We start from the raw sequence: 11802 nt of genomic DNA, 5'->3' as shown, positions 1-11802 counted from the left end.
AATCAAGTGTACGGCACCGCAGGCAACGACTGTAAGGAGATAAGGTGTCGGTAAAGACAGAGCAGTGGGATGAGGCCGCGCCCCTGGCTCCCACACCACGACATACTTGAGCCGATGCGCTCTTTTGTTGCTCTGCTTTCTCTCAGCCTCGGCGCGGCTTCCCTGAGTGGTGCCCAGGCTGCCCAGCTCACCGTGTTCGCGGCGTCCAGTCTCACCGACGCTTTTACCGAAATAGGTCAGAAATTCGATGCCCAGACCGGAAACAGGACGGTGTTTCAGTTCGCCGGCTCGCAGGCCCTCCGCACGCAGTTGGAGCAGGGCGCACAGGCCGACGTGTTCGCCAGTGCCAACGCCGCCCAGTTCGACCCGCTCGTCAGGGCAGGCCGCGCCGCACCGGGTCAGACTTTTGCCCGCAACCGCCTGACCGTCATTGCGCCCAGAAGCAGTTCGGCAGTCAAGACGTTGGCCGACCTCGCCCGCCCCGGCGTCCGGCTGGTGCTGGCCGACAAGAATGTGCCCGTCGGAGACGCCACCCGCAGAGCCTTTGACCTGATCACGAAAGCCGGAACCTACGGAAGCGACTTTGGCAGGCGTGTGCAGGCCAATGTGGTCAGCGAGGAACCCAATGTGCGGCAGCTGGCCGTGAAAATTCAGCTGGGACAGGGGGACGCGGCAGTGGTCTATGTCAGCGACGTGACGCCCCCCCTCAAAAAAGACGTGAGAACCATCGGCCTGCCGACGCGCTTCAATCCGCTGGTCAGTTACCCTGTCGGCCCTCTGGCCTCCAGCCGGAACCCAGCGGCGGCGCGGGCCTTCATCGCCTACGTGCTGTCTGCCGAGGGCCAGCGCGTGCTGGGCAAGTGGGGCTTTGTCAGGGCACGTTAGAGCAGGGGTCCAAAGCACCGCGTCAGACAAGAGACTTCCGATACTTCCATTCGGTCAACAGCAAACCATACTTTTGACCACCGCTCTCGATTGGCCGAGATGGATGGGCCGGGATAGATTGGCGTGGTGTCTGTGCCGCGCCGCGTCCCCCGTCCAGTTGATCGACCCGGCCTGCAACGTTCCGGCCAGTTCCCGTATAGCCGCCAGCCAGCCGCCTCGGCGTTCAGCTCAGGGAAGCTGCCTTTTGTCCCAGCCGCTTGCCTGCGCGGGTATTCAGGTCACTTCTCGCCAAATTTCAATACGGCGGGATTCGCCTGGGATCGGTCCGATAAGTTCCGACCCGGCCAGGTCAGGCCATAAAACGCCCGTCCTGGCCGCCGTTGCCACTGGCCCTGAGCGCCGTCCTGGTGGTCTTTTTGCTGTTGCCGACGCTGGTGCTGCTGGGTCGCGGGATCACCGCCGACTTTTTGCCCACGCTGCTGAGTCCAGTGGTCGTGGACGCCCTGCGGGTCAGTGTGTGGACTTCGGGCCTGAGTCTGCTGCTGACAGTGTTGCTGGGCACCCCCACGGCCTGGCTGCTGTCCCGTCGCCGCTTTCCCGGTCACGCGCTGCTGGAAACGCTGCTGGACTTGCCCATCACCTTGCCTCCGGTGGTGGCGGGTGTGGCGCTGCTGCTCACTTTCGGCCAGTCGGGAGTGCTGGGCCGCCCGCTGGAACTGGCCGGAATCGGCCTCGCCTTCAGTCCGGCGGCGGTGGTGCTGGCCCTGCTGTTTACCAGTGCGCCCTACTACGTTCGCACAGCCAGAGCGGGCTTTTCTGCCTACGACCCGGACATAGAAGCGGCGGCGCGGGTGGACGGGGCCGGGGGCGCGGGCGTCTTCTGGCGCATCACCGTCCCCCTCGCGTTGCCATTTTTGCTGGAAGGCCTGGTGCTGGCCTGGGCACGCTCGCTGGGCGAATTCGGAGCCACCATCCTGTTTGCCGGATCGTTGCAGGGCCGAACCCGCACCATTCCCCTCGCCATCTACAGCGCCCTGGAAAGCGATCTGCGGCCCGCGCTGGTGCTCAGCGCGATCATGGTGGCCTTCGCCTTCGGGGTGCTGCTGCTGGTGCGCGTCCTGACGGCGGGGCGGCGCGGGAGCTGAGTGGCCCAGAGTTCCTTCTCATACCAAATTGCGATGATTCGTGAGAATCATCCGAGCAGAGCGAGTAGCAAAAAGTACGGGCTGGCGGCGATGGACGAACATCTGGTGCTTTTCCGGATGTTCGGGAATCAGAGCAAGTCCGTATCAACTGTTACTCCGGGAACTGACCTGAAGGCGGCAGATTCGGCAAGCGGCAAGGCAGACCTGCACAGCCCCGAACAGGAACGAGGACCAAAAAAAGTGTGCCGTGGAGGGCATTCCCCCACGGCACACCTGAAGTCAGAAGCTGTTGACCACGCGCTAGAGCTTCAGCGCCGCCTCTGTACGCAGGGCCGCCGCCCGCACGAGGCGCGTGACGGTGGCGCGGTCTGGAGTGGTCAGCAGCGCGGTGACCGTTTCTGCTCCCAGCCATTGCCCGTAAGCCAGGCGGGCCAGTTGTGGTGGGCCGTCCGGGGTTGCCAACCGGGCGCGGGTCAGCAGGGTGCGCAGGCGGGCCGTCTGAGCGGTACGGACACGCTCCAACTGTTGCCGCTGGGTGGCCGACAGTTCGGCGTTCAGCTCGGCATTCAGGCGGTCGGCATCACCGATTTCCAGGGCGGGAGCCGCCTGAAGCGAGTCCAACAGGGAAGACAGCCGCTCACGTTGACTGGAGGTCAGCATCAGTGCGGGGTCGGTCAGTTGGCGCAACGTGACCAGAAGTTCCAGCACCGGGCGCACGGCATTCAGGCGGGGGTCAGTGCTGGCATACGGATTCATGGACGTCCCCTGAACAAGTGGCGAGCCAGGAACGGTGCGGGGAGAGGTGAGCAGAGGGGAAGTGGCCTGCGCTACAGACTGCGGGGCCAGAAAACCACCCGTCAACAGACTCAGGAGGGCCGCTCTCAGCCACCCCGACATCCGGCCTTTCCTCCCAGCTTTCATCTGCAATTCAACCATCTGCCCTCCCTCCAGACACAGCGCCGCAACCCAGCACAGGGCGGGAGGGTCGTGGCCCTGTCCGCCCTGCGGGTGTGGTTTTCCGGTGTGGGTTCACCAGCCTATGGTGATGAACCGAGATGACCAACGTCTTATTGAGCTGCTTCAGACCGGAGTGGCCCGTTCAGCAGACCTCCTGGCGTTACTTCGACAGGCGGAGTTTGGTCAGGTAATCGTTGGTTTCAGGCCGAATCGCCGTGCCCTTCACGGGCAAGAAGTTGTTGACGCGGCGGGGTTGGGGTTTGGCGGCGGTAGAGAGACCGTCCAGACGCTCGTACCACTTGTAGGCTTCCACATTCACGCCAGCGCTGCGGGCCGCTTCGATCACGGCGCGGTAGCCCTTGTGCGCCTGCGACGCTGCTTCCAGATAGTTCATGTTCTGGTAGTTGCCCAGCGCACTGGCAAACAGCGTATCGGCGTTTCCGGCGGCAGCATTGACTGCCTGTACCTTGCCCGCTTCCTGCACCAGCTCCAGCACGGCGTTGGTGTTGTTCAGGTAGGCAGCGGTCAGGTAACGGTACTGGCTGTCGAGGTTGAACTGGCCGAAGCCGCGAGTCAGGTCGTTGTACGACATCACGGTGTTGCTCATGTCGCCCGCATTCACGAAGGCGAAATCGGCGCTGGGGCCGTAATCGGTGTTGGTCTCGGCATCGTAGCCGTCATGGGGGTGAGACAGGCTGAAATGGTGGCCGGTTTCGTGTGTAATGGTGTCGGTAAAGCCGTAGCCTGCGACTTCATTCAGGTCAGGCGTCAGGAAGCTGTAAACCAGGGCCTGCGTGCCGGTCACGCCGTCGTCGATGGCCACGCCCAACAGTCCGGGCTGGGTGTTCTGATCGTCGTTGAAGGCGTAGATGGGCACCTGATAGGCGGTCAGCGTCTTGTACTGCTCGCGCACCTCGTTCAGGCCCAGATTGAAGAGGCGGTCACCCGTGTAGTCGGCCCGGTCGGGGGAGCAGATATCGTTGATCGTTTCAGGAAACAGGCACTTGTAGGCGTCGAACAGGTCGCCCGTGAGCGGCGTGGTGCGGACCGAGTTGGTCAGGGTGGCAAACGGCTGAAGCGGCTGCAAGCGGCTCTGAGACAGTTGCGCTTTGAACACCTGATCTACGGGCTTGGCCCCGGCTCCCTGCTCGAAGGCCACATTCAGGTTGATGTTTTCGGGCATGTTGGGCGGCGTCAACGAGGCGCGGTAGATGGGCGAGGGCGTAAACAGCAGGTTCAGCGCCACATAGCGCGTGACCAGGGCCAGATCGGGGCCGACCTTGGTGAAGAAACGGTAGGTGGCCTTGCGCGTGCCGTATTCCCAGATGGGGGGCATCCGGTAATCGGGCACCCCGTCCCCGTCGACATCAGCAGAGGTGACGTCCCAGTTGTTTGTCCACGCCTCTGGGTTGGCCGAGAGATCGTAGAACCACACACGCTGGTTTTTGCCCTCACGCGGCGTCCCGCCCCAGGCGTTGGTCCGGCGCGACGCTCTGGCCCCGAACGCGGTGTTGGTATCGCTGTCTTTGGCTTCGGCGCGGGTGTAGCTGTGGAATTTGAAGTCGGACCGTCCGTACCAGTTGACCAGAAATACGGTGTACTGGCTGCTGTCCACGCCGATCCTGGCGGCGTTGTCGGCCAGCCAGTTCTCGGCCACCGCGCCGTCGACTTCCAGATTTCCGGTCACGGGGCGGGCAATGTTGGTCGCCGGGGTTTCGCAGTTGGGAGTGCTCCCGTCTGCGGGCACGTCCTGACAGTTGTAGGCTTTCTGGTAGTAGGTCAGGGCCTTTTCGCTGCCATTGTTCGTCAGATACGAGAAAAAACCGTCCTCGAAGCTCTGGTTGGCGTACACGAAATTGTAATCGTACTGGTAGCTGTTGCCGGTGGGTTCCAGCGTGCCGTACGCCGAAGGAATCCGGGCAATGTTGCGCCCGGTCGCCGGCAGGAGGCCATCAAAATCGCTGACATTCACGTCGCGGGGGCCTGCCACCTGACCGGGCCGGGTCGCGTCGTAGCCCACCATGACGACATTGACCTTGATCTTGGCCTCAATTTCCCGGTGCTGACCCGGCTTCAGGGTATTCAGGTTGAACACGTCAGGATTTGGCGGGACGACAGGGCCAGTCGGATCGGTGGGGCCGCCGCAGGCAGAGAGAGTCAGGGTGAGGCCCAGCAACGTCAACGCACCAAATCTTGCTTTCATCGTTTCTCCTTTAAGCTGTGAGGCACAGAGTAGACACCCGTCCCCCTCCTGTTGATGAATCTGCGTTGGGAATAAGTCCATCTCAGTGTCATCTGTGGGTTCCGGTACGATACCACCACCGAGAAAATTCCGTAGAGCTTTGCCTCTCTGCCCAGCGACTGCCCTTTGCAACCCGTTCTGATCGCCGTTCCTGTTCTCTCCTGACACGGCCACCGCCGCCACGCTTTACCCTGACGGCCATGACGCCTTTGCTGCTGGGCCACCGAGGAACCCCCCGCCTCCACCGCGAGAACACGTTGACCGGATTTCAGGCCGCGTTGGACGCCGGACTGGACGGCATAGAACTGGATGTGCGCCGCCTGAACGACGGAACGCTGGTTATTCACCACGACGCCGCGCTTCAGGATGGCCGCCAGTTGCCGCAGATGCAGAGCGCGGAACTTCCCGCCGACGTACCCACCCTGGCCGCCACGCTTGCCTGGGCCGCCGACACGGGCGCGTACGTGAACATAGAGATCAAGGTCGAGGCCACGCGCCCCGACGACCGGGTCCACCGCACCCTGGACGCGGTACTGGCTTATGGCCTGCGTGAACGCGTGATCATCAGCAGTTTCAGCCCGCTGGTGCTGGCGGCGGCGCTGAACCATTCACCCTCCATAGAGCGCGGCCTGCTGATTCACCGGGCGTACCGCTTTGGCCCGCTGGACGCCGTGCCTGTGGTGATGCGGCGCCTGAAGGCAGCGGCCCTGCACCCCATGTTCCCGCTGATCGACGAACGCCTGATGACGCAGGCGCGGGCGCACGGCTGGCGCGTGAACACCTGGACAGTGAACGATCCAGCAGAGGTGGCGCGGCTGGTCGCCCTCGGCGTGGACGGTCTGATCGGAGATCTCCCGGAAGTCTTGCTCACCGCCCTTTCAGCAAAACAAATGACAGTCTAGTCAAGTGTGAGGTGGGTTGCTCTTGACAAGGCGCTGATAGGAGGCGTCTACTTTGGTCAACGTGAAAACTATCTTGCTGACGCTGGCCCTGACGGGTACAGCCACTGCCCAGACCACCGTTGAATTCTGGCACTCTTTCGGGGACGCCAAGCGCACAGGCTGGATTCAGGCCCGCGCAGACGAGTTCAACAAGGCCAACCCCGGCATCAAGGTGGTGCCCAGCTACAAGGGCAGCTACAACGACAGCCTCCAGGCCACCATCCTGGCCGCCCGCCAGAACAAGGCCCCGGCACTGGTCCAGATTTTTGAAGTGGGCAGCCAACTGGCCCTCGACAGCGGCGCGTTTCAGCCGGTCAGCGGCATCAAGGCCGTGGATTTCAGCGATTACATCAAGCCCGTCATCAACTATTACACCATCGGCGGGAAGGTCAACAGCTTGCCCTTCAATTCCAGCAGCCCGGTGCTGTATTTCAACCAGGAGCTGATGAAAAAGGCGGGCCTGAACCCCAAAACGCCCCCCACCACCTACAGCGGCCTGCTCAAAGCCTGCCAGAAGATCGAGGCCGCCAAGCTGGGCGCGACCTGCTTCGGCATGAGCCTGAACGGCTGGTTCGTGGAACAGTGGATGGCGCAGCAGGGCGCGTCCTTGCTGAACAACGGCAACGGGCGTCAGGGCCGCGCCACCGCCACCAACCTCGACAGCGCCGCTGCCAAGAACATCTTCAGCTTCTTCAAGACCTTGCAGGCCAACAAAGCCTTCACCTACACCGGCAAACTGGAAGACTGGGACGGTAGCGACGCCATCTTCACCAACCAGAAGACCGTGTTCCACATCACCTCGACTGCCGACATCGGTAACATTCGTGACGCCGCCAAAACCAGTGGATTTACGGTGGGCGTGGGCGTGCTGCCCATTGCCGACGGCACCAAGCGCAACGGCGTTGTCATCGGCGGCGCGTCTCTGTGGGTTTCCAAGAGCGTGAGCAAGGCGCAGGCCGAAGGCGCACTGGATTTTGCGCTGTACATGACCAACACCAAAAACATGGCCGACTGGCACAAACTGACCGGCTATTACCCCGTGCGCCAGAGCAGCATCGAGCTGCTGCGTAAGCAGGGCTGGTTCACGCAGTCACCGCTGCAACTCGTGGCTTTCAACCAGCTCACCAAAACCGTGCCCAGCCCCGCCACCGCAGGCGGCCTGAACGGCGCGGCCATCCAGACCCGCAAGATCATCGAAGAAGGAATCCAGAAGGTACTGGCGGGCCAGAGCGTAGACGCCGCCATGCAGGAAACCAAAGCCCGCGCCGACGCCGCACTGAACGAGTACAACGCCAACTTCAAGTAAGAAGGCTGGGAGCGATGGGTTCTGAGCCCTAAGCTCTGGCCCCTGACCACAGCTCCAGCCGACTGACCTTCCGGCGGCCTGCGTTCCCTGCATCTGGGAAAGCGGGCCGTACTCGGTCTATTCAACTGTCCACCCAGTGTTGCCCGAGCAGCGCTGTCTAAGGAGTCCCTGCCTGTGAGAACCCGATCATGCTGAAGCCTGCTGCCACCCGTGCCCAACCCACCACCGAGGCCGAAGAACGCGCCGTGTTCCGGGGCGTGGCGCTGCCGTGGGCGTTCTTGCTGCCCAGCCTCCTGATTCTGGCTGTATTCGTGTACCTGCCCGCGCTGCAAACCCTGCGGCTGGCCGCCTACCGCGCCAACGTGATTCTGGGCACCGAGCGTTTCGTGGGGCTGGCGAACTTTACCGAATTGCTCCTCAGTCCGGCCTACCGTCAGGTGGCGCTGCAAACCCTCGTGTTTACGGTACTGACCGTCAGCCTGGGCCTGCTGTCGGCCTTGGGGCTGGCGTGGCTGGCGAGCCGTCCCATTCGCGGGGCCAACACCTACCGGCTGCTGCTGATCTACCCCTACGCCCTCAGTCCGGCCATCGCCGGTACGCTGTGGCTGTTCCTGTTCAATCCGGAGATCGGGGTGGTCAACCAGATTCTGGGCTCGCTGTTCGATGTGCGCCCGCGCTGGCTGGATACGCCCAGCCTCGCCTTCGGGCTGGTCACGCTGGCAGCGATCTGGAAAGGGCTGGCCTACAACATCGTGTTTTATCTGGCCTCCATTCAGAACCTGCCCGGCGACGTGATGGAAGCTGCCGAAATCGACGGCGCGTCGGGGGCACAGGTGTTCTGGCGGGTGGCCTTTCCGCTGCTCACGCCGATCACCTTCTTTCTGGTGTTCACCAACATCATTGCCGCGCTGTTCGATTCCTTCGCGCTCACCGACATTCTGACCAAAGGCGGGCCGTACACGGGCAACGCCGGGGCCACCACCTTCCTCGTCTATCAGCTGTACCAGGACGGTTTCGTCAATTTCAAAACCGGAGCGGCAGCGGCTCAGGCGGCCCTGATGCTGGCGCTGGTGGCCTTCATCACCTGGATGCAGTTCCGGGTTGGAGAACGGCAGGTGCACTATGGCGCGTGAGTTGCGGGGAGGCGCGGTGGGCGTCGGACAGGTCGGCGCAGGCCGGGGCAGAGGCAGGCATGGGCGCGTCTGGGTCACGCATCTGGCCCTGATCGTGGCAATCCTGATTATCAGTGCGCCGCTGCTGTTTGCCCTGATCAAATCCACCCAGATTTCCAGCGATGTTCTGAGTCCCAAACTGTTGCCGGGCGGCGCGTTTTTCGACAACCTGTCGGGCGTGTGGGTGGACGCCAAGCTGGGACGATACATGTTCAACAGCACGGTGCTGGCCGTATCCGTCACGGTGGGCAAAACCATCCTGTCCTTGCTGGCGGCCCTGGCCTTCGTGTATTTCCGCTTTCCCCTGAAGGGTCTGGCCTTCACGCTGGTGCTGCTGTCGCTGATGTTGCCCACCGAGGTGCTGATTATCGCCCTGTTTGATCTGGTCAGTCAGGATCTGAAGTGGGCCGATACCTACGCCGCGATCATCGTGCCGTTTCTGGCGAGCGCCACAGGAACTTTTTTGTTCCGGCAGCACTTCATGAATATCCCCACCAGTCTGGCCGACGCCGCCCGCATCGACGGCTGCGGCCCGCTGCTGTACCTGACCCGCATCCTGATTCCCATGAGCTGGAATACCATCGGGGCGCTGGCCGTCATTCAGTTCGTGTATGCGTGGGATCAGTACATCTGGCCGCTGGTGATTTTGCAGAACGATGACAAACAGGTGGTACAGGTCGGTTTGCGCCGTCTGATCGAAGTGGGCGGCCAGACCGACTGGGGCGCCGTGATGGCGGGCGCGATCGTGACCATGATTCCGCCGCTGATCGTCTTTACGGCCCTGCAAAAGCAGTTCAGCCGGGGCTTTGCGCTCACGGAAGACAAGTGAACTGAAGCCGTTGGAGGACAGAGGCAGGCCCAGAGCAACATCCTGGGCCTGCCTCTCTTTGTGCTTGTGCCGGCTCAGCGCCTGAACTTGAAGCTCTTGACGAATGCGGCCATCACCGGGGTCAGGCTGGCCCTGTCCTTGAACTGTGTGGTGCCCGTCAGCACATACGCCTTGCCGCCCGACAGCGCAAACGTCTGCATAAAGTACAGGTTGAATTCACCCTGTCGGCCACTGAAAATCTGTTCGCGCCCCGCCACGCCGCCCAGCGTTACGTTGCGTGACGACACCAGTTTGTAATCGGTGATCACACGTTTCAGGGTGCCCTGCGCGGCCTGCGCGTACTGCGAGATGGTCACGCCGGCTGGCAGCGGCTCTACAGTCACGTTGCTATTTACCGAGAACTTGCCGCCAGAAGTTGGGGCGACGAAGGCCACGACCACCCCCGGTACGCTGACCTGTTTCCAACCTCTGGGGGCCGTGACCGCGAACCCTTCAGCAGCGTTGACATATTCAGCGCCTGCCACCGAAACCGAAGCGAGGGCAGCCAGCACGACTCCAGACCGTAAAGAATGTTGCATGGGCTGAGCTTACGGGGGAGCCTGCCGGGTCGTCTTGGGAAAATCTGAGGAGAGGGTTCATGGGCCGGGAGGCGCGTGGGCTGAGGTGGATTCTGCGTCCGTCTGAACCTTACCTGAACCTTGCGCCCTCACGTTGCGTACCTTGATATAGAGGATAGAGATGTGCGGTTGCTTGAGCAATCTGGCTGGAATGACTCTGCGTATTCGCCTATTCCGCGCTTATCCCACCCGGTCTTTTCCCCGTTTCCACTCCAAAGGATATTCCATGACCCAATCAATCTCTGATGCCGTCGCCCCTCGCCCCCCCCATGTGACCGCCCATGCCTGAGGCGCTGGTGATCGGGGCGGGGCAGTCAGGCGGCCCGCTGGCAGGCGCACTGGCCCGCGCGGGGTGGTCGGTGACGTTGGTGGAGCGCGAACATGTCGGCGGCACCTGCGTGAATGAGGGCTGCACGCCCACCAAAACCATGATTGCCAGCGCCCACGCCGCGCATGTGGCCCGGCACTCGGCGGCCCTGGGCGTCCATGCCGGGACCGTGCGGGTTGATCTGGGCCAGATTGTGGACCGGGTGCAGGGCATTGTGGGCAGTTTCCGGGAGGGCAGCGAAGCCGGAATTGTGCAGGCGGGCGTACAACTGGTCTACGGCAGCGCCCGTTTTACTGGTGTGCGGGAAGTGGAGGTGGCCCTGAACGGCGGCGGCACACGGCAACTCCGCGCGGATTCGGTGTTCATCAACGCCGGGGCCAGACCCCGCATGCCCGAGGTGCCCGGACTGGCCGATGTCGGGGCCATGACCTCGCGGGAAATCCTGCACCTGCGCGACCTGCCCACGCATCTGCTGATTCTGGGCGGCGGTTACATCAGCCTCGAATTTGCTCAGTTGTTTGCCCGCCTCGGCAGCCGGGTCACGGTGATCGACACTGGCCCGCGCCTCCTGCCCCACGAAGATGAGGACGTGGCAGCGTCCCTGCGGCAGGCCCTGGAAGCAGAGGGCGTGGGCTTTGTGCTGGGCGCACAACTGGCCCGCGCCGAACGCAGCGGGGAAGAGGTGACGCTGCATCTCACCGGTCAGGATGCCAGTCAGGATGGCGGCCGGACCCTCTGCGGCTCGCATCTGCTGGTGGCCGTGGGCCGGATTCCCAACACCGAAACCCTGAACGTGCAGGCCACCGGCGCGGCCCTGGATAAGCATGGATTTATCGTGGTGGACGATCACCTCCAGGCTGCTGAGGGCGTGTATGCCCTGGGAGACATCAAGGGCGGCCCGGCCTTTACCCATATCTCCTACGACGATTACCGGATTGTGCGCGACGCCGTGCTGCACGGCCAGCAACGCCGGGTCAGCGAGCGCCCCGCGCCCTATACGCTGTTTACCGACCCGCAGCTGGGCCGCGTGGGACTGGACCGCCAGCAGGCGCAGAAGCTGGATCGTCCCACCCGGATCTACACCCTGCCGATGACCTCGGTGGCCCGCGCCATAGAAACCGGAGCCACGGCTGGACTGATGCGGGCTGTGGTGGACGACCAAACTGACCAACTGTTGGGCGTGACCGTGCTGGGACCGGAAGGCGGCGAGATCATGAGCGCCCTGCAACTGGCGATGATGGGCAGCCTGACGGCGACCACGCTGCGGAACGCGGTCCTGGCACACCCGACCCTCAGCGAATCCATCAACAACCTGTTTATGGGTGTGCCAGAAGTGGTACAGGGAAAGCGGGAAGCGGCGGGCTGAATCCACCTGCTCAG

The 11802-nt window shown here is 63.0% G+C and carries 10 protein-coding genes; 7 read left to right on the top strand and 3 right to left on the bottom strand.

Annotation, left to right across the window (positions count from 1 at the left end):
* Window positions 1-114 precede the first annotated feature (114 nt).
* Complete coding sequence (gene modA, locus F561_RS0104920; RefSeq protein ID WP_019008838.1) at window positions 115-885, top strand: molybdate ABC transporter substrate-binding protein; 771 nt, start codon at window positions 115-117, stop codon at window positions 883-885.
* Window positions 886-1265: 380 nt separating this feature from the next.
* Window positions 1266-2030, top strand: coding sequence for an ABC transporter permease (locus F561_RS0104915; RefSeq protein ID WP_019008837.1), 765 nt, complete (start codon window positions 1266-1268; stop codon window positions 2028-2030).
* A gap of 300 nt (window positions 2031-2330) precedes the next feature.
* Here F561_RS0104915 and F561_RS0104910 read toward each other — a convergent pair whose 3' ends face one another.
* Together F561_RS0104910 and F561_RS0104905 are read right to left on the bottom strand one after the other, a co-directional pair.
* Window positions 2331-2786: a hypothetical protein gene (locus F561_RS0104910; RefSeq protein ID WP_157451574.1), complete on the bottom strand. Its 456-nt coding sequence runs from the start codon at window positions 2784-2786 to the stop codon at window positions 2331-2333.
* 361 nt (window positions 2787-3147) lie between these two features.
* Window positions 3148-5190: a zinc metalloprotease gene (locus F561_RS0104905; protein WP_019008835.1), complete on the bottom strand. Its 2043-nt coding sequence runs from the start codon at window positions 5188-5190 to the stop codon at window positions 3148-3150.
* Window positions 5191-5429: 239 nt separating this feature from the next.
* On the opposite strand from F561_RS0104905, the gene F561_RS0104900 reads away from it, so the two are divergent.
* The 4 genes from F561_RS0104900 to F561_RS0104885 all read left to right on the top strand — a co-directional run bounded on the left by F561_RS0104900 (window position 5430) and on the right by F561_RS0104885 (window position 9477).
* On the top strand, window positions 5430-6131 hold the full coding sequence (locus tag F561_RS0104900) for a glycerophosphodiester phosphodiesterase (protein ID WP_019008834.1): 702 nt from the start codon (window positions 5430-5432) through the stop codon (window positions 6129-6131).
* 52 nt (window positions 6132-6183) lie between these two features.
* Window positions 6184-7476 (top strand): ABC transporter substrate-binding protein, encoded by a 1293-nt coding sequence (locus tag F561_RS0104895; protein WP_019008833.1) that lies wholly within the window; start codon window positions 6184-6186, stop codon window positions 7474-7476.
* Window positions 7477-7664: 188 nt separating this feature from the next.
* Window positions 7665-8609 (top strand): carbohydrate ABC transporter permease, encoded by a 945-nt coding sequence (locus F561_RS0104890; protein ID WP_019008832.1) that lies wholly within the window; start codon window positions 7665-7667, stop codon window positions 8607-8609.
* Window positions 8599-9477 carry a carbohydrate ABC transporter permease gene (locus tag F561_RS0104885; RefSeq protein WP_019008831.1) on the top strand — a complete coding sequence of 293 codons (879 nt, stop codon included), beginning with the start codon at window positions 8599-8601 and terminating at the stop codon, window positions 9475-9477. Before F561_RS0104890 ends, F561_RS0104885 begins: the two co-directional genes overlap by 11 nt.
* 74 nt (window positions 9478-9551) lie before the next feature.
* On the opposite strand, the gene F561_RS0104880 is transcribed toward F561_RS0104885, so the two are convergent.
* Complete coding sequence (locus tag F561_RS0104880) at window positions 9552-10055, bottom strand: DcrB-related protein (protein WP_083922320.1); 504 nt, start codon at window positions 10053-10055, stop codon at window positions 9552-9554.
* A gap of 320 nt (window positions 10056-10375) precedes the next feature.
* Here F561_RS0104880 and F561_RS0104875 point away from each other — a divergent pair, with 320 nt between their 5' ends.
* Entirely contained in the window at window positions 10376-11788 is a 1413-nt protein-coding gene (locus F561_RS0104875; RefSeq protein ID WP_019008829.1) for a mercuric reductase, read from the top strand.
* The last annotated feature ends 14 nt before the right edge of the window (window positions 11789-11802 follow it).

The sequence above is a fragment of the Deinococcus aquatilis DSM 23025 genome (assembly GCF_000378445.1).
Taxonomy (GTDB): Bacteria; Deinococcota; Deinococci; order Deinococcales; family Deinococcaceae; genus Deinococcus; species Deinococcus aquatilis.
The sequence above is the reverse complement of the archived record's forward strand: the minus strand, read 5'-3'. Positions and strand labels throughout refer to the sequence as shown.